The 19623-nt window shown below is 58.3% G+C and carries 16 protein-coding genes and 2 pseudogenes; 2 read left to right on the forward strand and 16 right to left on the reverse strand.

Features of this window, described 5'->3' with window-relative positions; genetic code table 11:
- Positions 1–11: 11 nt before the first annotated feature.
- The 10 genes from BQ7486_RS09465 to trpD all read right to left on the reverse strand — a co-directional run bounded on the left by BQ7486_RS09465 (position 12) and on the right by trpD (position 13476).
- On the reverse strand, positions 12–401 hold the full coding sequence (locus BQ7486_RS09465; RefSeq protein ID WP_022372826.1) for a hypothetical protein: 390 nt from the start codon (positions 399–401) through the stop codon (positions 12–14).
- Between the two features lie 114 nt (positions 402–515).
- On the reverse strand, positions 516–950 hold the full coding sequence (locus BQ7486_RS09470; protein ID WP_022372825.1) for a universal stress protein: 435 nt from the start codon (positions 948–950) through the stop codon (positions 516–518).
- Between the two features lie 173 nt (positions 951–1123).
- On the reverse strand, positions 1124–4267 hold the full coding sequence (locus BQ7486_RS09475) for an efflux RND transporter permease subunit (RefSeq protein ID WP_074009830.1): 3144 nt from the start codon (positions 4265–4267) through the stop codon (positions 1124–1126).
- Between the two features lie 15 nt (positions 4268–4282).
- Entirely contained in the window at positions 4283–5470 is a 1188-nt protein-coding gene (locus BQ7486_RS09480; protein WP_074009831.1) for an efflux RND transporter periplasmic adaptor subunit, read from the reverse strand.
- A gap of 221 nt (positions 5471–5691) precedes the next feature.
- On the reverse strand, positions 5692–7488 hold the full coding sequence (locus BQ7486_RS09485; protein ID WP_074009832.1) for an aminopeptidase P family protein: 1797 nt from the start codon (positions 7486–7488) through the stop codon (positions 5692–5694).
- 50 nt (positions 7489–7538) lie between these two features.
- Positions 7539–7919 (reverse strand): hypothetical protein, encoded by a 381-nt coding sequence (locus BQ7486_RS09490; protein ID WP_143183135.1) that lies wholly within the window; start codon positions 7917–7919, stop codon positions 7539–7541.
- Between the two features lie 83 nt (positions 7920–8002).
- Positions 8003–9802, reverse strand: a complete 1800-nt coding sequence (locus tag BQ7486_RS09495) for a DEAD/DEAH box helicase (protein ID WP_084765959.1) — start codon at positions 9800–9802, stop codon at positions 8003–8005.
- Between the two features lie 501 nt (positions 9803–10303).
- Positions 10304–11131 (reverse strand): tryptophan synthase subunit alpha, encoded by an 828-nt coding sequence (gene trpA, locus BQ7486_RS09500; RefSeq protein ID WP_074009835.1) that lies wholly within the window; start codon positions 11129–11131, stop codon positions 10304–10306.
- Between the two features lie 31 nt (positions 11132–11162).
- Positions 11163–12413 (reverse strand): tryptophan synthase subunit beta, encoded by a 1251-nt coding sequence (gene trpB, locus BQ7486_RS09505; RefSeq protein WP_022373246.1) that lies wholly within the window; start codon positions 12411–12413, stop codon positions 11163–11165.
- Positions 12403–13476 carry an anthranilate phosphoribosyltransferase gene (gene trpD / locus BQ7486_RS09510; RefSeq protein ID WP_074009836.1) on the reverse strand — a complete coding sequence of 358 codons (1074 nt, stop codon included), beginning with the start codon at positions 13474–13476 and terminating at the stop codon, positions 12403–12405. Before trpD ends, trpB begins: the two co-directional genes overlap by 11 nt.
- 506 nt (positions 13477–13982) lie before the next feature.
- On the opposite strand from trpD, the pseudogene BQ7486_RS12295 reads away from it, so the two are divergent.
- A pseudogene (locus tag BQ7486_RS12295) lies at positions 13983–14300 on the forward strand (FKBP-type peptidyl-prolyl cis-trans isomerase); the annotation flags it as partial.
- A 75-nt stretch (positions 14301–14375) separates the two neighbouring features.
- Positions 14376–14642, forward strand: a pseudogene (locus tag BQ7486_RS12300) (FKBP-type peptidyl-prolyl cis-trans isomerase); the annotation flags it as partial.
- Between the two features lie 79 nt (positions 14643–14721).
- Here BQ7486_RS12300 and BQ7486_RS09520 read toward each other — a convergent pair.
- From BQ7486_RS09520 to BQ7486_RS09545, 6 genes are all read right to left on the reverse strand, one after another.
- Positions 14722–15339, reverse strand: a complete 618-nt coding sequence (locus BQ7486_RS09520; RefSeq protein ID WP_074009838.1) for a Maf family protein — start codon at positions 15337–15339, stop codon at positions 14722–14724.
- Positions 15340–15341: 2 nt separating this feature from the next.
- Positions 15342–15809: a 23S rRNA (pseudouridine(1915)-N(3))-methyltransferase RlmH gene (gene rlmH, locus BQ7486_RS09525; protein WP_074009839.1), complete on the reverse strand. Its 468-nt coding sequence runs from the start codon at positions 15807–15809 to the stop codon at positions 15342–15344.
- A gap of 6 nt (positions 15810–15815) precedes the next feature.
- Complete coding sequence (gene rsfS / locus BQ7486_RS09530) at positions 15816–16202, reverse strand: ribosome silencing factor (protein WP_074009840.1); 387 nt, start codon at positions 16200–16202, stop codon at positions 15816–15818.
- Positions 16202–16861: a nicotinate (nicotinamide) nucleotide adenylyltransferase gene (nadD, locus tag BQ7486_RS09535; RefSeq protein WP_074009841.1), complete on the reverse strand. Its 660-nt coding sequence runs from the start codon at positions 16859–16861 to the stop codon at positions 16202–16204. The genes rsfS and nadD overlap by 1 nt, the downstream gene beginning before the upstream one ends.
- Before the next feature lie 53 nt (positions 16862–16914).
- Complete coding sequence (gene purD, locus BQ7486_RS09540) at positions 16915–18198, reverse strand: phosphoribosylamine--glycine ligase (protein WP_074009842.1); 1284 nt, start codon at positions 18196–18198, stop codon at positions 16915–16917.
- A 103-nt stretch (positions 18199–18301) separates the two neighbouring features.
- Positions 18302–19042 carry a YebC/PmpR family DNA-binding transcriptional regulator gene (locus BQ7486_RS09545; protein WP_074009843.1) on the reverse strand — a complete coding sequence of 247 codons (741 nt, stop codon included), beginning with the start codon at positions 19040–19042 and terminating at the stop codon, positions 18302–18304.
- Between the last annotated feature and the right edge of the window lie 581 nt (positions 19043–19623).

Below are 19623 nucleotides of genomic sequence, written 5' to 3' on the forward strand. Positions count from 1 at the left end.
TAAGGAAAATATCAGGGCATCTGAATGCCGCCCGTGCCGGCGGCCGGCGGGACGCCGAAGCCGGGGGTGCCGGGGGTGACGATCTTGCTTGCCGCCTCACGGCGAAGCTGCTGCATCTTTTCAATCGTCTCCTGCACACCCTTTTTGGCGGCTTCCCCGTAAAGCTTCACGGCTTCTTCAAGGTTTGCAGCCTTGATTTCAAAAGAAATCGGCAGCGGTCCCATCTGCGTCATGATCTGCACTTCACCGGTGAAAATGCAGGCGCGGGCCGTGTCCTTCTCTCCCTGAGCCGTCACCGGCGTCAACACATGAATGACGCCCATCTTGCGGTCCGTGATCATTTCCTCACGGTAAAGATTGGCTGCGTCCATTTCGACTTTCAGATCATCACCGAATGCCATTTTTGTGAATTCCTGTCGTTAAAAAATGCGGGTAAACAAAACGCCGCGCGAAAAGAGAGTTCCTTCCGCCGGCGCTTTTTTAAGTGCGTATGCGATTGTCGCAGAAAACCGCGGTTAACGGTAGACCATCACAGGGACTTTCGAATGCGTGAGCACCTTCTGGGTTTCACTACCGAGAAGGACTGCGGCAATGCCCTTGCGGCCGTGGCTGGCCATAAACACGCAGTCGCAGCCCTTTTCGGAACACGCGTCCATAATGGCTTCCGCCGGCGAAAAAGACTTCACCGAAAGCGTCTGCACTTTGATGCCTTTTTCTTCAAGAATGGCGCGGGCTTCGGCAAGGCGCTCTTCAGCGACCGTGCGCACGCGTTCATCGTAGTCATCGATCGATTCCGGGCGGTATTCGCTCAGAGACGTGTAGCTGTAGGGTTCGATCACGGTGATGAGCACCACTTCAGAGTGCATGGCCTCTGCAAAGGAAGCCGCACCGCGGACCGCATCAAGAGAAAGTTCCGAGCCGTCGGTCGGCACCAGGAGACGCTTGTACATAAAAACTGTTCCCTGTTTTTTGTAATTTCAAGACGCAATGATTCTATGCCAAAAATGCGGTGCGCGAAACAAGTACGGAAACACTCTATGCCCGCGTCTTAGTCTGCGCCTTGGCGGTTTACAAAAAAGGCGGCACGGGTTTGTCCGTGCCGCCGGGATCATGGTCCGTGGCCTCAGAAAAGCGGTTTCTTCGGCTCGTTTTCCATGTGCGAGACCGTTTCAGGAGCCTTCTTACGCTTGACAAACCAGGTGAAAAAGACCGGCACGAAGATAGTCGCGATAAAGGTCGCGGCAATCATGCCGCCGAAAACACCCGTCCCCATGGAGTGACGGGCCCCGGCACCTGCGCCCGTGGCAAATACAAGCGGGACGATACCCATCACAAACGCGAGCGACGTCATCAGAATCGGCCGCAGTCTCAAGCCCGCCGCTTCAATTGCGGCATCAAAGGGGCTTAACCCCTCGTGCATTTTCTGTGCGGCAAATTCCACGATCAAAATGGCGTTTTTTGCTGAAAGTCCGATCAACACCAGCAGCCCGATCTGAAAGTAGATGTCGTTGGAAAAACCGCGGATCCACAGCGAAACGAGGGCCCCGAGCACGGCAAAGGGAACCGCAAGCACCACGGCAATCGGCAGCGACCAGCGCTCGTAGAGAGCCGCCAGAATCAGAAACACGATGATCATGCCGAAGATAAACGCGGTCGTGGAAGACGCGCCGATCCGTTTTTCCTGCCAGGCCTGGCCCGTCCACTCAACGGCGTAGCCCTCGGGAAGGTATTCCTGCGCGGTTTCTTCAACGATCCGGATGGCTTCGCCGGAACTCACCCCCTGAACGGCCGAGCCCACAAACTGCGCTGCGAGATACCCGTTCATACGCGCAAGGCTCTCGGGGCCCGAGGTGCGCTTAACCGTGAGAACGGCAGACAGGGGCACCATTTCACCGGTGGTGTCGGAGCGCACCCAAACCTTGCCGAGATCTTCGGGGGTGAGGCGGTAGCGGTCTTCGCCCTGCATGATCACGCGGTAGATGCGGCCGTTACGGGTGTAATTGTTGATGTAGGAACCGGCAAAAAACGCCGTGAGCGTCGAATAGACGTTGTCTGAGGTAATCCCGAGCTGCGAGGCCTTCACGTCATCAAGATCGACCTGAATAAGGGGCGACTCTGCGCGCACGAAGTGCCTGAGGCCGGTGAGTTCCGGGCGTTCCGCAAGACGCGCGAGGAAATCCTCGGTGACGCGCTGCAGCATCAGAGCGTCGTCGCTTCCGCGGGACTGGATGTAGCCTGAAAAGCCGCTTGAGGAACCCAAGCCCCGGATCGGCGCGGGAAGCGAGGCCACCGTCACCGATTCTTTGCTTGTGGCACCGATTATTCTGAGTTTGGCGAGTACTTCGTCGGCCGATATCGTACGGTCGTTCCAGTTTTTGAGCTTAATGATGAAGGTGGCTGCGTTAGGGCGGATGTCGCCGCCCTGCGTGTCAAAGCCGGTCATCACAAGCACTGTGTCAAGGCCGGGGAGCTCTGCCTGAATCTTTTGCCGCATGGCGTCACTTTCGGCACGTGTGCGGGCAAAGGATGCACCTTCCGGAAGCGTCATCGTCATGCGCAGAATCCCTTGGTCTTCGCTCGGGACAAAGCTCGTGGGCGTGCGTTCGATCATCTGCCAGCAGGCAACGGTCACCGCTATTAAAACGACGGCCGCGATGCTTCGCCAGTGAAGAGCCCACTTCACGCACTGCAGGTAGCCGAAAGTGAGCTTGGAGAGGCCCTTATTAAAAGCCGTGAAAAAGCGTCCCTTTTTCGGTTCTTCTTTTTTGAGAATGACGGCGCAAAGCGCGGGGGTAAGGGTGAGCGCCACAAAGCCTGAAATCGCGACCGACACCGCAACCGTCACGGCAAACTGCTTGTAGAGTTCCCCCGCCATGCCGCCCAAAAAGGCGACCGGCACAAAGACCGCGCACAGTACGAGCACAATGGCAACAAGAGCAGAGGCCACTTCCCGCATGGCTTTCTGTGCGGCTTCAAAGGGGCCGAGTCCTTCCTGCGTCATCAGGCGCTCAACGTTTTCCAGCACCACAATGGCGTCATCGACCACAATGCCGATGGAAAGCGTCATGGCAAAAAGCGTGAGCGTATTCAGAGAAAACCCGAAAAGCCAGAGACCTGCCATGGTGCCGATCAGAGACACCGGAACCGCAAGCATGGGAATAAGGGTGGCACGCCAGTTCTGCAGGAAGAGAAAGACCACAAGCAGCACGAGAATACCGGCTTCAATGAGGGTCTTAAAGACTTCGGTGAGCGAAGCCTGCACAAAGACCGTCGTGTCATCGGTGATCTGGTGCTCGACTTTACCGGCCGGATACTGTTTTTCCAGACGCGCAAGTTCCGCCTTCACTTCCTTGGCCGCTGCCATGGCGTTGGCGCCGGACTGCAGGTAAACGCCCACGGTGATGGAGGGCTTACCCTGAAAGACGTTTAAGAATTCGTAGCTTCTTTTGCCGACCTCGGTCACCGCCACATCGCGCAGACGCACGATATGGCCGTTTTCGTCCGCCCTTAAGACAATGCCCCCGAACTGCTCAGGCGTTAAAAGCTGACCGTGGGTGCGGGTGGTGTAAAAGAGTTTCTGGTCGGCGGGCGTGGGCGCCGTACCGATGCGGCCTGCGCCGCGTTCCTGGTTTTTGTCGGTGACGGCTTTGTCAATATCCTCCGGCGTCACCTTCATCTTGGCCATTCTTAAGGGGTCCATCCAGATACGCATGGCGCTTTGGGTGTTGCCGAAGACGGAGACGTCACCGATCCCGGGCAGACGCTTAAGGTAATCCACCACGTTTAAAAGCGCGTAGTCAGCCAATTGCGTCGGGGTCATGGAACCGTCGGGCGAGGTAAAGACCACCGTCATCAGCGACTCGTTGGAGCGCTTTCTGACGTTTACGCCGTTTTGTCGGACGGCGTCCGGAAGACTGCGTTCGGCACTTCGCACGCGGTTGTTGATTTCGAGCATCGCGTCATTGGGGTCGGTGCCCACGTCAAAGACGCACTGAATGCGCACGTCGCCGTTGGCGCGGATCGAGGTCGTGTAGTAGATGAGGCCTTCGATGCCGGAGAGCTGATTTTCGATGGGTGCCGCAACCGTTCGGGCGAGGGCCTGGGCGTTGGCGCCTTCGTAGGAAGTTGAAACCATCACCGAGGGCGGCGTGATGTTGGGGTACTGCGACACGGGCAGCACCTGCAGGGACACGAGCCCGGCAAGCACGATGAGGATGGATAAAACCGCGGCAAAAATCGGGCGGCGGATGCAGAACTGACTCAGCATTGCGTCACTCCTTCATCAGAGCTTATCGATGTCGGAATGGTTGATCCGGATGCCGTAAGGAATCTTCGCTTCGGTCCTTACGGGTTGGGTGACGGTCGCTTTGACGGGACTGCCTTCCTTGATGCGCTGCAGGTTGTCAAGAATCACTTCGTCTCCGGCTTTGAGTCCCGTGAGGACAATCCAGTCGGTTTCCTTCCAGGTGCCCACCGTGACGTCACGGGAAAGGGCTTTGCCGTTGACGTTCACGTAGACGCGGTAGGTGCCGTCGGGGCGCTGCAGCACGGCCTGCTGCGGAATCCGAAAAACGTTTTTGAGTTTCTCGCGCTCAAGCTGCACATGTACGTACTGACCGGGCAGTACATCGGTTTTGGAAAGAATCCTCGCGCGCAGCGTGCGGGTTGCCGTCTCAGGATTGATTTCGCGGCTCACGTAGTCAAGTTTTCCTTCGATTTCTTTTCCGTAGGGATCAAAAAGACGCACGGGGTTATTAAGCGTAATGCGGCTTTGCTCGATGTCGCGCTCTGAAAGCGTAAAGGTGACCCTGAGTCTTTCGGGCTGCGAAAGGGTCGCAAGCTGCGTGGTGCCCGACGTGACAAGCGCGCCGAGGTTGACGAGCGAGCGGCCTGCCGTGCCGTCTGAAGGTGCCGTCACCGTGGTGTAGGCAAGATTAATCTCGGCGTCTTTCTGCGCGGCTTTGGCCTGTCTCAACGACGCACGGGCAATGTCCGCGGCGCTTGCCGCATCATCGTACTCTTTGCGGCTTACGGCCTTGGCGGCCCAAAGCTGTGCGTACCGCCGGGCTTCACGGTCAGCCTGCTTAAGTTCAGAGCTGCGCTGCCGGACGGTGGCTTTGGCTGACTCCAGGGCTGCGATGTAGGGATCCTGGTCAATCACAAAAAGGACCTGTCCTTTTTTGACGGATTCACCTTCCCTATAGCTGATTTTTTCAAGAGTCCCGGTGACCTGCGCCTGAATACTGATTTCCTCGGCGCCTTCCGCGCGCCCGAGCGACTCAAGCCAGAGCGATTCTTCCGAGGGCTGCGCTGAGAGCACGGTCACCTCAAGCGGCGCCACCGTTTTGACGGCCGGTTTTTTATCCGTGCAACCGGCAAGTAAAAGAAGACCGGCACCAACGGCAACAAGGGTTGAACGCAGGGGCAGAGACACAGTTAACGGCATGGTGTTGTCGGATTTAAGGCGCACGGCATCCTTTGGGTAAGGTTCTCGTGCCCGAAAGGTGTTTCAAAAATTCGCAATAACGAAAGAGTTTAAGGCGTAGGGCGGTTTCCTGCCTTTAACCCGCGGAAAGCTTTACGTTTCTTAACGCGCGTTTGACGGGTGAATCCGGTTCCGAAAATGAGAAAGTCTGAAGCCGGTTAACGAAAAACGCCCGTTGCCGGGCGTCTTGGGTTTCTGAAGCTTTTTCAAATGATGTCGGTTGCCCGCATGAGCCACTTGTGGGCTCTCGCAGAGACGCGGTTTTCCAGAACCTCACGCACACGGCGGTGATAGTCATTCACCCACCAGATCTCGTAGGGCGTCATCATCGCCGTTTTCACGAGCCGGTAGTCAATGGGGCAAAGCGTCAGGGTTTCAAAGTGAAGAAAGGCCTGCATTTCATCGGCTTCGGGGTCGGCGGCCACAGGAGTCACCAGGTTTTCCGTGCGGATCCCCCAGAGTCCCGGACGGTAAAGTCCCGGTTCGTTGGAAAGCACCAGGCCCGGCACCACGCGGGCTTCCGGTGACTGCGGTGCCCGGGGGCTGATGTGAACGGGCCCCTCGTGAACGGAAAGCACAAAACCCACGCCGTGACCGGTGCCGTGACCGTAATCCGCGCCGATTTCCCAGATCGGGGCCCGCGCGAGCGTGTCGAGCTGGCTGCCGTAGGCGCCCAGCGGAAAGCGGGCCGTTGCCAGCGCAATATGGCCTCTTAAGACCGCGGTAAAGTCGCGCTTCATCGCGTCGGTGGGCCTGCCCCAGATGACGGTACGGGTGACGTCGGTGGTGCCGCCTTCAAACTGTCCGCCGCTGTCGACTAAAAGCAGCGACTCTCCGGTGAGTTTTGCCGCAGAGCCTGCCTTCGGGGTGTAGTGCGGCTGCGCGGCGTTGGCGCCGTAAGCGGCAATCGTCGTAAAGCTCTCATCGAAAAAGCCCGGGATCTTCGCACGCGCTTCGTGCAGAAAGTCGCTTACATCTGTTTCCGTGATGTCCTTGTGCGTTTCATCGCACTCGGCCACCCACGCAAAGAGTTCGCACAGCGCCACGCCGTCGGCGGTCATTGTTTCTCTGAGCGAAGTGAGTTCCGCTTGCGTCTTGCGGCTTTTCATGACCGTGGTGGGCTGCATGCGGTCAAGCACAACGACGTCGTCAGCGGTTGTCAGCAGCGCCGCGGCTCTGGCGTTGGTGCGCTTTAAATCGCAGAGAACGGTGCCCCTGAGCGCCTTTAATGCCGCGTCGGCCGTTTCGTAGGGCTTTACGGTGATGCCCGCGGCTTTGATCAGCTCGGCGCTTTCCTTTGTCACCTTGCAGGTATCAATAAAGAGTTCGGCTCTGTCAGCCGTCAAAAGGAAATAGGCGATGAAAACCGGGGTGTGAAGGACGTCACTGCCTCTGAGATTGGTGATCCAGGCGATATCGTCAAGCGTGGAAAGAAAGAGCGCATCGGCCTTACGCTCAGAAAGCTCCGTGCGCACGTCCGCGATTTTTTCGGCAGCCGGTTTCTGAGCTGTTGTAAACGGCCGAACGGGAGCTTCAGAACGCCCGGGGCGCTCCGTCCAGAGCTTATCGATAAGATTGCCCGTATCAACGACGCCGATGCCGCGGTGAGAGACCGTGTTTTCAAGAAGCCTGAGGCGTTCCGCCGATACCGTGCTGCAGTCAAGTCCGACAGAGGCATTCTCCGGCAGGTTTTCTGCCAGCCACACGCGCACGTCCGGCACATCAGCCGCACCGCTTTTCATCACGGTGATGCCGGTCGCTTCGGTTTCTTTGGCGGCCTGCTCCCAGTAGCGGCTGTCGGTCCACAGAAGCGCTTTTTCTGCGGTGACAACCAGCGTTCCGGCTGAGCCCGTAAAGCCGGTGAGCCAGCGGCGGAAAGCCCAGTTTTCCGGAAGGTACTCGCTCATGTGCGGGTCCCCCGTGGGGACAAGCAGCGCTTCAAGCCGTGCTTTTTTCAGTACTTTACGCACGGCACTGATGCGTTTTTCAATCGTTGTGGTCATAGAAATTTGTCTTTTGTCTTAAACAGGATGCCGCGCGCACGCACCGTGCATCAGAAAATCTTGCGGATCGTGATCGTGAGCGGCATTGCCTTTACGCCGTCAGTGCCGGCGCTGTCTTCGCCCACATCCACGGCCTCAATGCGCCAGCCGGCGTCGTACATCTCAATGACATTGGCTTTGACTGCAAGCTGCGGGCAGTCAAAGCGAATTGCTTCAAAGGTATTGTGCACCGAAAGCGGCGCCTCGGAGACGCAGCTCGCGCGTAATTTTTCGGGCGCTTCGTAGAGTTTGGAGAGATCGGGACGCACGCCTGCGGCGGCATCGGCGGCGTCTTCCGCGGGCGTTTGCGGTGTTGAGCAGCCGGCGGCGGTTAAAAGTGCCGCAAGGGCCGCGGCACCGGCCGCTTTTTTGAGACTCGAAAATACGGGCATGAACATCATCCTTATGGCTACGCCGGGAGAAGCGCCCCGGACAGGGCGGCTTCTTCCGGTTTTGTCCCGATTGTATCGGGCGCTTAACGGCGGCGGAACTTGAGAACCATCCCCGGGGGAAGGTTCGAGCTCACCGACTCGTAGCGCGAATCATTGCGGCGGGCTGAGGACGCGTTGCCGCGGCGGCGACGGTCATCGTCTTCGCGCATGACGGTGGAAACGATGTCGGGCTTGCGGTAACGGCTCTTGCCGTTGGCGCCTTCCGGTTTGCGGCCCCTGACGTTTCCTTCGCCGTAACGGTTGTCATTTTTGCGGGTGACGCGCCCTGTGCTGCGGACATCCTCTTCGGGCATGCGCTGCGGCAGTGAAAGCGTCTGACGGCGCTGCTCAAAAGGATCGCTCTCCCGGCGGGCGGAGCTGCCCCGGCGGCCGGGCTGCCGGTCTTTGCGGTTGCCGAAATTGTCGTCGTCGCGCTCAGTGCGATCACGCCGGTCATTGCGGGGGCCGCGGCGGTTTGCGTCGGCAGTTCCGGCGCGGGCGTTGCGGGTTGCCTGAGCTTCTTGCCCCTGGTTTTCTTTCACGGCCTGCGCCTTGCGGACCACTTTCTTTACAAAGCGCTCTTCCGGATTTTCCGTCGTTTCGGCATGAGAGGCTTTCTTTAAAAGCGCTTCCGAGGCCCGGGCCTTTTTGCGCGGTGCCTCGCCGTTACGTTCCCGGGTCCTGCGGCGGGATTCGCGCAGACGGGCGAGTTCCTCGGCACGGGCCTTGTCGCGCTCGGCGTTATCCCGGGCGATGTCTTCGGGGACCTCCCCGTCGTAACCTTCTGCCTTTGTAAGATCAATGCGGCGCTTTAAGAGCTTTTCAATGGCTCTTAACAGATCGCGCTCTTCGGGTGCCACAAGGCTTACGGCATGGCCTTCCATGCCGGCGCGCCCCGTGCGGCCGATGCGGTGTACGTAGTCTTCGGCCACTTCGGGAAGTTCAAAATTCACGACGTGGGGAAGCCCCTCGATATCGAGCCCCCGCGCGGCGATGTCGGTCGCAACGAGCACGCGGATCGTGTGGTTTTTAAAGCCCGCAAGCGCTTTGGTGCGCGCCGACTGGCTCTTGTTGCCGTGAATGGCCGCTGCCGTGATGCCATCTTTTTCAAGCTGCTGGGCAAGACGGTTGGCGGTGTGCTTCATGCGGGTGAAGACGAGCACCTGATCCCAGGCGTTGTCGACGATGAGGTCTCTCAAAAGCTCGCGCTTACGCTTTTTGGCAATGGCAAGTGCCTCCTGATGAATGAGGGTGCTCTCCTTGTTGCGCGCGATTTCCACTGTGAGGGGATCGGTGAGGAAGGTGTCGGCAAGCGCCTTGATCTCATCGCTGAAGGTGGCGGAAAACAGAAGCGTCTGGCGCTTAACGGGCAGAAACTTCAGAATCTTGCGGATGTCGTGGATAAAGCCCATGTCAAGCATGCGGTCGGCTTCATCAAGCACAAGAAACCCGACGTTTTCAAGCGTCACGTTTTTCTGCCCGAGGTGGTCGAGAAGTCTCCCCGGCGTGGCGACCAGAAAATCGACGCCCTTGGCAAGCGCCGCCGTCTGCGGCTTAATGTTCACACCCCCGAAAACGAGTGCTGTCTTCAAATCCGTACGGGCCGCATAGGCACGGATGTTTTCGTCAATCTGAGCGGCAAGCTCGCGGGTCGGGGCAAGCACCAGGGCTCTTACGGACTTAGGTGTCCGTTTTTCCGGGCGCGCGAGCATCTGCGCCAGAATCGGCAGCGCAAAGGCGGCGGTCTTGCCGGTGCCGGTCTGAGCGGCCGCGAGCATGTCGCGGCCCTTTAAGAGTTCCGGAATCGACTGAGTCTGAATCGGAGTCGGTGTTTCGTAGCCCATGTCGGCTACGGCAGCAGTCAGTGCTTCGGGCAGACCCAAAGCGGCAAATGTATTCGTCACTTAGAAAACCTGAAAAAGACAGAACTGCGTGACTGCACGGGGCGTTGGCGCAACCGGTCTGAAAACAACTCAGAGGCCGTGCGTTTGAAGTACGCCGTCCGACCGGCAGACGCAGGCTGAGGCAAGAAAAGCCGTCAGACTCCCGCTTGTTTGTTAGTCGGCGGCAGACTTCAAGGGCTGCCGCAAAGATGCGCGGGACTGCATGAAAGAAAGCGGCAGGAACAGAATGTGCCTTTCGGTCGGAAGAAAGTGCACCGACGCCGCAGTGAATTCGGGCGCATTCTATAGGAAAGAGGACTGCGGGGAAGTCCTAAAACGCCGAATTTTTGAAACCGATACAAAGTGAGCTCGGTAGAGGATCCCGGCACAAGGAAGGTAACGGCGAATGCCGGCTGTGTTGAGACAGCCGGCAGAGGCGGGCACGCGGCAGCTCGGGAGGTTTTACCGGAGCGCTCCGACGGTTGCGGCCTTCATGGTACGCACGTAGTCGGTGAGCGCAGCAAGCATCGCTTCGGTTCTATCGAGATGTTCGTTAATGATGCGGACAATCGCCGAACCCACGATGACGCCTGCGACACCCGCGGCCATCGCACGGGTGACGTCAGACGGTTTGGAAATGCCAAAGCCCAAAAGCAGCGGTGCCGCGTGATTTTCTTTCAGCACACGAACGACCTCTTCAACGGGGGTGCCAGCAGCATGGTCGGTGCCTGTGATCCCGACGCGCGAGAGAAGATACGTGTAGCCGTCGCTTGCCTCAGCGGCTTCCTCTAAAAAGGCGGCGTCGGCCTTCGGGGGCACGAGGTTGACGAGTTTTACGCCGTGGCGCGCCGCTTCTTGGGCAAACACCGGGTCGGCCTTGCGCATCACAAGCGGAAGGTCCGGAATCAGTACTGCGTCAACGCCCGCCTTGACGGCACGCTCAAAAAAGGCCGCCACGCCCGGCGCAAAAACGAGGTTTGCGTAAAGCATGACGCTCACCGGTGTTGTTTTGTTTTCGGCGCGGAAGGCTTCAATCACTTTCAGGCACTTTTCCGTGGTGGCGCCGTTGCGGATCGCGCGGTCGGCGCTTGCGACAATCACCGGGCCGTCGGCACTCGGATCCGAAAAGGGAATGCCGAGCTCAAGCGCATCTGCGCCTGCGGCCACCAGTGTTTTCAGAATCCGAAGGCTCGTTGCTTCATCGGGATCGCAGAGATTGACAAAGGGGACAAAAGCGCCGTTTCTTTCCTGAGAAAGACGGGCAAAGGTATCGGCAAAACGGTCAGTCATATTTTTGTATCCTTTTTGTATCTCTGAAGTATTACTTTGCCGCCGCAATACGGGTTCTCAGTGCTTCAAGCATCCCCGGAACGATGCGGCCCTCCTTCATGAAGCCCGCTTTTTCAAGGTAGGCGGAGACCTGGAAGATATCCTTGTCGCCGCGCCCGGAGAGGTTTACGAGAAGCGTCTGTTCTTTTTCGGGGTTTTCGCGCACAAGCTTTAAGGCGTAGGCCAGGGCGTGTGAGCTTTCCAGAGCCGGAATAATGCCTTCTTCCATTGAAAGCGTCATGAAGGCTTCAAGCGCCTCAAGGTCGGTTGCGGCCACATAACTGACACGCCCGATATCCTTGAGGTAGGCGTGTTCCGGGCCCACCGACGGGAAGTCCAGGCCCGCGGAAATCGAGTAGGACTCGTTGATCTGGCCTTCATCGGTTTGCATGTTGAAGGTGCGGGCGCCGAAAAAGATCCCGACCTTGCCGTTTTCAAGCTTCATGCCGTTTTCCGGGGTGTCGGCGCCGAGTCCTGCGGGTTCCACGCCGTAAAGCTTCACATCCTTTTCGCCGATAAAGTCGGTGAACATGCCGATCGCGTTGCTGCCGCCGCCGATACAGGCAAGAACGGCATCCGGGAGCTTGTGCTCAAAGGCAAGAATCTGCTTTTTGGCTTCCTCTCCGATGATTTTCTGAAACTCACGCACGATTGTGGGGAAGGGGTGGGGACCGGCGGCGGTGCCGAGCATGTAGTGCGTCGTTTCAAAACTTTCGGACCAGTCTCTGAGAGCTTCATTGCAGGCTTCTTTAAGCGTCCCTCTGCCGTGGCGCACGGGGACGACTTCCGCGCCCATGAGTTCCATACGGAAAACATTGGGCTTTTGGCGCTCCACGTCCTTGGCTCCCATGTAGACGCGGCATTTCAGCCCCAAAAGGGCGCACACGAGCGCTGTTGCCACACCGTGCTGGCCGGCACCGGTTTCAGCGATGATGCGGGTTTTGCCCATGCGTTTGGCCAAAAGCGCCTGTCCCAATACCTGATTGGTTTTGTGCGCGCCTCCGTGCACGAGGTCTTCGCGCTTTAGGTAAATCTTTGCCTTGGTGCCGCGGGTGAGATTGCGGCAGAGTGTGAGGGGTGTGGGGCGCCCCGCGTAATTGACGAGGAGGTCTGTGAGCTCCTTCTGAAACGCGGGATCCTTCTGTGCGTCGACAAAAGCCGCTTCCAGCTGGTTTAAAGCGGGGATCAGAAGTTCGGCCACGTACTGGCCGCCGTAATTGCCGAAATAGGGGTTAAGCAGCATGATGAGTCTCTTTGGCGGTAAAACGGTTGTTGGTGGCGGGAGCGGCTTTGTGCCGGGCAAAAGCGCGGTGCTCGGCAATGACTTCAAGGCCCTTGCCGGAATCGAGAACGGCGTACGCAAGTTCCATTGCTTCGGGAAGGGTTTCGGCCTTGCCGCCCGCAATCAGAAGCAGCGCAAGGTTGGCGGCCACGACGGCGCGGTGGGCGGGTTTGCCCTTGCCGCCCAGAATATCGAGGACGCTCTGCGCGTTTTCTTCGGGGCTGCCGCCCTTAATGTCGTCCAGGCTGTAGGGCGTTTCAACACCGAAGTCTGCCGGCGTAAAGGTGCCGCGGCGGATCGTGCCGTCAGCGCAGAGTTCCGCGTACTCGGTTTCGCCGTGTACGGCCGCTTCATCGGCTCCGGCGCCGTGCACCACAAAGGCGCGGCGCATACCCTGCAGTTTCAGAACGTTTGCAACGGTCTCAAGAAGTGCCGGACTGTAGACGCCGATCACGGCGTAGTCGGGATGCGCGGGGTTCGTGAGCGGCCCGAGAATATTGAAAATTGTCCGAGTTTTGAGTTCCGCCCTCACGGGGCCGGCAAAGCGCATCGCCGGGTGATAGAGCTTGGCGTAGCAGAAGGCAAAGCCCGTGTCCTTCAAAAGCTTTGCGCTTTCTTCAGGCGTTGCCTTGATGTCAAAGCCAAGGGACGTGAGAACGTCTGAAGCCCCGGAACGCGAGGAAACGCCGCTGTTGCCGTGCTTGGCGATAAAAAGACCCGCGGCCGCGGCGGCAATGGCTGCCGTCGTGGAAATGTTGATGCTCTGAGTGCCGTCCCCGCCGGTACCGACGATTTCGCCGATCGTGAGGCCCTCGGGACGCGGGAAGGGAAGCGCGGCACCCCGCATCGCTGCCGCGGCACCCGCGATTTCTTCGGATTTTTCGCCCCGCATTTTGAGCGCGGTGAGAATGCCTGCGAGCGCAACGGGGGCAACCTTGCCTTCAAAAATTGCTTCAAAGAGCGTGCGGCCTTCGCCTTCGGTGAGAGTTTTGCCTTCGTAAATGCTTTTGATGATGGAGTCCATGATGGTGTCCTTGGCTGTAAATGATGAAACGTGCGTTTGTCAATCAGTCACAGGGACGCCATCGAAAGAAAGGCCGGGCTGTCTTTCGCGGGAGGATTCTGGTGTTTGTCATCGTTTCTGCCTTTAAAAAAACCTTTCGCTTTCGGCAGTTTTCGTGACGTACTGATGAAAAACCCGCCGGACCTAAGTTCTCAGCGGGTTTCGTTGTCTGCTTTTTTATGCGTACGACATTGCGGCCCCGCCCTATGGGAGGTGCCAGCGCCAATATGCAGAAAAAAGACGGTTTGTCATGGAAGCAGACCTTTTTTAGTGGTTCCGTAAAAAAGCACGGGGCTTCTTTTTTTCAGTGACGTGTATCGTAACCGAGGAGAAAAAGTCCTGTCAATAAGGTGCTTTGCCTAACACAAAGAGCTCAGAAGGAGGCCGCCCGAGCGGGCGCAGAAAGCACCGAGCCGCTAAAATGCCCGCTCTTATGCCGCAAAAGCGGCCGCATAACAGGAAAAAATATGTCAGAACTCAAAATTGTCGATACGGTTGCCGGAGTAGGTGAGGCCGTCAAGGCCGGAGATCAGGTGCGCGTGCACTACACGGGGCGCCTTACCGACGGCACGGTGTTTGATTCAAGCCACAACCGCAATGAACCGTTTGAGTTCAAAGTCGGTGCCGGTCAGGTGATCCGTGGCTGGGACGAAGGCCTCATCGGCATGAAAAAGGGCGGCAAGCGCACGCTCACCGTTCCTCCTGAGATGGGCTATGGCGAACGCGGCATCGGCCCGATTCCTCCGAACGCCACGCTCGTTTTTGACATTGAACTGCTCGAGATCGTGGAAGTGCCGCCCGAAGGGGAACTTGAAATCGAAGAAGTCGCCGAAGGTTCGGGCGCAGCGGCAGAATTCGGCAAGACCGTGCGCGTGCACTACATCGGCAAACTCACCGACGGCACGATTTTTGATGAAAGCTACAGCCGCGGTGAGCCTATTGAATTTCCGCTCGGCGCCGGCATGGTGATTCAGGGCTGGGAGCAGGGCCTTGTGGGCCTGAAGGCGGGCGGCAAGCGTAAGCTCACCATTCCCTATAACCTCGCTTACGGCGCGCAGGGCTATCCCGGTGTGATTCCTCCCTACGCCACGCTCATTTTTGACGTCGAACTCGTAGAAGTGAAGTAACGGCGGGAATTTTCCCAAAAACAAAAAAGGCACGGCAACCGCTTTGGGTCCGTGCCTTTGTTTTTAGGCTTTGCCCGCGTCAGAAAGCGGTGAGTCCCAGAGGCCGCAGAAGCGCTCCGGTTTCAAAAACCGGGAGCCCCATGATGCCGCTGTAGCTGCCGGTGATCTCGCGGATAAAAAGGCCCGCAAGTCCCTGAATGCCGTAGCCGCCTGCCTTGTCGTAAGGCTCCTCGGTGGCGATGTAGGCTTCAATGATTTCATCCGTGAGCGGCGCAAAGTTCACTTTGGAAACGCTTACCGCGGAGCGGATCAGCCCGGAGGGCATTGCCAGACAAACGGCGGTCCGCACTTCATGCGTGCGGCCCGAGAGAATGCGCATAAATTCACGGGCTTCATCGCGGCCGTCTGGTTTTCCGAGAATCGTGTCGCCCGCAATCACCACGGTGTCGGCGGAAAGCACGGGGGCGGGCGCTTTGCCGGCGTTTTTGATGACGGCAAGACAGGCTTCGGCCTTTTCCTTTGCCGTTCTCACCACGTAGTCGGCGGGGCGCTCGTCGGGGAGCTGCTCTTCGTCACCCGCACAGTACGTGAGAACCTCAGCCTTCCCCACAGGAAGAATTTCGAAGTCTTTAACCCCCATCGTCGTAAGAATTTCGCGGCGGCGGGGGCTTTTGCTCGCAAGATAAAGACTGGGCATGGTTATGCGCGGTGATAGGGGTGGTTGTTCAGAATGGACCAGACGCGGTAGATCTGCTCAACGAGCATCACACGCGCAAAGGCGTGCGGCAGCGTCATGGAAGAAAGCCTTAACATCATGCGGGCGCTTTTTTTGAGTTCGGCATCAAGTCCGTCGGCGCCGCCGATTAAAAAGGTCACGCCGCAGCCTTCGTTTTTCCAGCCTTCAAACTTTTTGGCAAAGTCCATGGTGGTGAAGTCACGGCCGTGCTCATCCATGGCAACGACAATGTCGCCCGAAGGTATTGCTTTTCTGATGCGTTCAGCCTCAAGTTCCATAAGGCGTTTGGCGGGCTGTCCGGCGCGGGGCTCGGCTTTGACTTCCTTAACCGACACCGAAAAGTCTTTGGGAAAACGGCCGAGATAGTCTTTGACGGCGGCATCGGCCCACTCAGGCTGCCTTAAGCCCACGGCAACAACAGTGATGTGCATGGCGGTTTAGGCGGGTTCGGCGGGACGCTTCATGGGAGTGGGGCCCCAGAGTTCCGCAAGGTTGTAATAGTCCCGGACCGCAGGCTGCATGCAGTGCACAATGACGCTGCCGCAGTCCACGAGCACCCATTCGCCCGTTTCCAGACCCTCGATCCCGTGAACGGGAAGGCCCGCCGTTTTCACGGCGCGCGCAGCCGAAATTGCAAGCGCCCGGGTCTGACGGTTACTCGTGCCCGAGACCACGATGACGCGCTCAAAGGCGCTTGTTTTGTCAGTGGTGTCGTAGACGCGGATGTCCTGACCCTTGACGTCGTCAAGCGCATCGACAATGAGTTGAACTAAAGCGTTGTTATCCATGAGAAGAGAGTAAAGGCCGCCCTCACCGGGCGGCATCAGTAGATTTTCTTTTGCGCAATCGTAACGGCAACAGGGGCGGGAAGCCAATGCTGCAGGCGCTTTAAGGCTTCGGTGCGGGGAAAACGGGCAAAGGTCGCGCGGATAGCGGAGGAGTTGGCCAGATGCGGCACCATCGAAAAGCGGGTGATTTTTCCGCAGGCGTAATTGCGGATAAGTTCCGGGGCAACCTCTTTATGTTCGGCCCAGCGTAAGACTTCCGCAACAGCCTCCGCGTTTTCGCCGCCTCTGCGGCACACGGCAACAGAGCAGTAGTCAGTGAAGTCGCGCCAGTGCTTCCAGGTATGAAAGTTCGCCCACTGATCGCACCCGATGATCAGCACGAGGGGCTCAGAGGGGCCGAGCTCATCTCTGAGCACCTTGAGCGTGTCGATCGTGTAGGTGGCGCCGTCCCTTAAAACCTCGGTGAGGTTGACGCGCATATGGGCTTCGTGCGCCAGGGCGTCTTCGGCCATCCGTACCCTCAGATCCACGGGCGTGAGCACATTTTTCTGCCAGGGCGCTGAGGCCACAAGCAGCTCAATGCGCTGCAGCCTTAATGTGCGCAGTGCCTCACGGGCCAGTGCCAGATGCCCGTTGTGGATCGGATCAAAGGTACCGCCCAAAAGGCCGATACCGCGCGGATAGGTGACTGACATAACCGGTGTATGCCGCGGGAGTATTTCGGTTAAACACTCCCGCGTGGGTTTTCTTACTTGCCGAGCGCCCGGAAGCCGATGTCACTGCGCATCTGCATGCCGTCAAAGCGCACTTCCCGCGCAGCTTCGTAGGCGGCGTCATGCGCTTTATGAAGCGTGTCGCCCAAGCCCACGGCGCACAGAACGCGGCCGCCCGCGACGACAAGTTCACCCTTGGCGTTTTTCGCCGTACCGGCATGAAAGAGGTGATGATCGGCGTCGTTACAGGGAAGGTCCGTGATCACGGCGCCTTTTTCCGGATGTTCCGGATAGCCGCGGGCGGCAATCACCACCCCCAGGGCACTGCGGTTGTCCCAGGTGAGTTCGGCTTCGTTTAACTTCCCGTCGCAGGCGGCCTTGAGAACCTTGGCAAAGTCCCCGGTGATGCGGCTCATGATAGGCTGCGTTTCGGGGTCACCCATGCGGCAGTTAAATTCCAGGGTCTTCACGGTGGGCGTACCGTCAGCAGCCTTACTGATCATGAGACCGGCATAAAGAAACCCTGTAAAGGGAATGCCGTCGGCGGCCATGCCGCGGATTGTGGGTTCGATGATTTCCCGCATCACCTTGGCGTGAATTTCAGGGGTGACGACGGGAGCCGGGCTGTAGGCGCCCATGCCGCCCGTGTTGGGGCCTTGGTCTGCGTCCAAAAGGCGCTTGTGGTCCTGGCTTGTGGCAAGCGGCAGAACGTGCACGCCGTCACTCATCACGATGAAGCTGGCTTCTTCACCGGCCAAGTAGTCTTCAATCACGACGCGCGCGCCCGCGGCACCAAACTTGTGGCCTTCGAGCATGTCGTCAACGGCAGCGTGCGCGGTTTCTTCGTCCATCGCGACCACAACGCCCTTGCCGGCCGCCAGGCCGTCGGCCTTGATCACAATCGGAGCGCCCTTGCGGCGGATGTAGTCGTGGGCCGCGGCCGGGTCGGAAAACGTTTCGTAGTCGGCCGTGGGAATGCCGTGGCGCTTCATGAAGGCCTTGGCAAAGTCCTTGCTGCTTTCAAGCTGTGCGGCTTCCTTGGTGGGGCCGAAAACGGCAAGACCTTCGGCGCGGAAAACGTTCACGAGGCCCTTGGCGAGCGGCGCTTCCGGGCCCACGACCGTGAGGTCAATCCCTTCTTTTTTGGCAAAGGCCGCAAGTTCCGCGATGTCGGTCACCGCCACATTGGTGATGCCTTTTTCAGCGGCCGTGCCGGGATTGCCGGGCGCGGCAAAAACGGCATCCACACTGTCAGCCAGAGAAAGACGCCAGGCGAGGGCGTGTTCGCGGCCGCCGCTGCCGACAACGAGAACTTTCATGGGTTATCTCCGATAGGGAAAAAAGAAACTCAATAAGTGATGATACAAAAAAGGCGGCGCTCCGTAGTTTTGAGGCGTCGCCTTTTTCAGCAAAACAAACCGGTTATTCGGCCGGTTCGTCTTCAAAAACGGCGCTCGTGTAGACGTGGCTCACGTCGTCGAGATCTTCGAGTGCGTCAATGAGGCGGCGCATCTTCTCGGCGTCTTCGCCCTTTAATTCCACTTCGTTTAAGGGCTTCATCGTGACGTCGGAGGCAACCGGGGTGAGTCCGGCCGTTTCAAAGGCTTTGGCAACCGCATCAAAAGCCGCGGGGTCGCAGACCACTTCAATCGAGCCGTCTTCGGCGGTCATCACGTCGTCGGCACCGGCTTCCAGAGCCGTTTCCATAACCTTGTCTTCGTCCGTGCCCGGGGCAAAGAGGAATTCGCCGCAGTGCTTGAACTGGAAGGAAACGGAGCCTTCGGTGCCGAGGTTTCCGCCGTGCTTGGAAAGGATGTGACGGACGTCAGCCACCGTACGGGTGCGGTTGTCGGTCGTGCAGTCGATGATAAGGCTCGCGCCGCCGATGCCGTAGCCTTCGTAGCGGACTTCTTCGTAGCTCACGCCTTCAAGCTGACCCGTGCCCTTCAGAATGGCATTGTTGATCGTGTCCTTGGGCACATTGCCTTCACGGGCCTTTAAGACCGCAAGGCGCAGGCGGGAATTCATGTCGGGGTCTCCGCCGCCGCCCACACGGGCTGCAACAATGATTTCACGGACCAGTTTGGTCCAGAGATTGGAGCGCTTGGCGTCCTGACGGCCTTTACGATGCTGAATATTGGCCCATTTGGAATGACCGGACATGAGTTCGACCCTTTTGTAATTAACCTGAAACGCCTGCCGTAAGCCCGGCTCTTTGTAGTGGTCCGTGAGGACTTTGTTGTCTGAAACAGAAGCTTCGGCAGAAAGAAAACGGGATTTTAGCGCGGGAGCGGGAAGTGGAAAAGTGTTTTTTTGCGGGGGAGGTTCTCGGTTAAGCGCCTGATGACAGTGAGAAAAGGTCGTCCGGGTCTTTTTCCTGAAAGGCTCTTTTTCTCAGCCGGTGCAGGAAATTGTGCACAAAGTTCGAAAAAGGTCTGAAAATCGGACATAGTCGTTTCCGGCCGGTCGTGTCCGGCGGAATCGGCAACATCAAAGGAGAAGAAAAAATGCAGAGACGTATGTTTGCGCAGTGCCTCGCTGTACCTTAAGCGAAAACTATGTGCATGGTTTGGCTGCGTTTGGGCCAAGATTAAAAAAATTTCGAAAGCCCGCATTCCTCCCGGGGCTCAAGTCCCGGGCTTCCTGCGGGAAATTCTGTGAATCAGGAAGCGCTGTCTGCGGCCGTTGTGTCTGTGGGCGGCGCTTTTTTAGACCGGCCGCAAAAGCCTCATATCAGGCTGATG

It is taken from the genome of Duodenibacillus massiliensis, from assembly GCF_900128485.1.
GTDB lineage: Bacteria > Pseudomonadota > Gammaproteobacteria > Burkholderiales > Burkholderiaceae_F > Duodenibacillus > Duodenibacillus massiliensis.

Bases quoted from the DNA above. Each gene is read 5' to 3' on its own strand.
- rlmH (WP_074009839.1), bottom strand. From the start codon at position 15,809: ATGCACATCACTGTTGTTGCCGTGGGCTTAAGGCAGCCTGAGTGGGCC.
- BQ7486_RS09485 (WP_074009832.1), bottom strand. From the start codon at position 7,488: ATGACCACAACGATTGAAAAACGCATCAGTGCCGTGCGTAAAGTACTG.
- BQ7486_RS09490 (WP_143183135.1), bottom strand. From the start codon at position 7,919: ATGCCCGTATTTTCGAGTCTCAAAAAAGCGGCCGGTGCCGCGGCCCTT.
- BQ7486_RS09465 (WP_022372826.1), bottom strand. From the start codon at position 401: ATGGCATTCGGTGATGATCTGAAAGTCGAAATGGACGCAGCCAATCTT.
- trpB (WP_022373246.1), bottom strand. From the start codon at position 12,413: ATGCTGCTTAACCCCTATTTCGGCAATTACGGCGGCCAGTACGTGGCC.
- rsfS (WP_074009840.1), bottom strand. From the start codon at position 16,202: ATGCCGCCCGGTGAGGGCGGCCTTTACTCTCTTCTCATGGATAACAAC.
- BQ7486_RS09545 (WP_074009843.1), bottom strand. From the start codon at position 19,042: ATGTCCGGTCATTCCAAATGGGCCAATATTCAGCATCGTAAAGGCCGT.
- BQ7486_RS09495 (WP_084765959.1), bottom strand. From the start codon at position 9,802: ATGGGCTACGAAACACCGACTCCGATTCAGACTCAGTCGATTCCGGAA.
- BQ7486_RS09475 (WP_074009830.1), bottom strand. From the start codon at position 4,267: ATGCTGAGTCAGTTCTGCATCCGCCGCCCGATTTTTGCCGCGGTTTTA.
- BQ7486_RS09520 (WP_074009838.1), bottom strand. From the start codon at position 15,339: ATGCCCAGTCTTTATCTTGCGAGCAAAAGCCCCCGCCGCCGCGAAATT.
- purD (WP_074009842.1), bottom strand. From the start codon at position 18,198: ATGAAAGTTCTCGTTGTCGGCAGCGGCGGCCGCGAACACGCCCTCGCC.
- trpA (WP_074009835.1), bottom strand. From the start codon at position 11,131: ATGACTGACCGTTTTGCCGATACCTTTGCCCGTCTTTCTCAGGAAAGA.
- nadD (WP_074009841.1), bottom strand. From the start codon at position 16,861: ATGTCAGTCACCTATCCGCGCGGTATCGGCCTTTTGGGCGGTACCTTT.
- trpD (WP_074009836.1), bottom strand. From the start codon at position 13,476: ATGGACTCCATCATCAAAAGCATTTACGAAGGCAAAACTCTCACCGAA.
- BQ7486_RS09470 (WP_022372825.1), bottom strand. From the start codon at position 950: ATGTACAAGCGTCTCCTGGTGCCGACCGACGGCTCGGAACTTTCTCTT.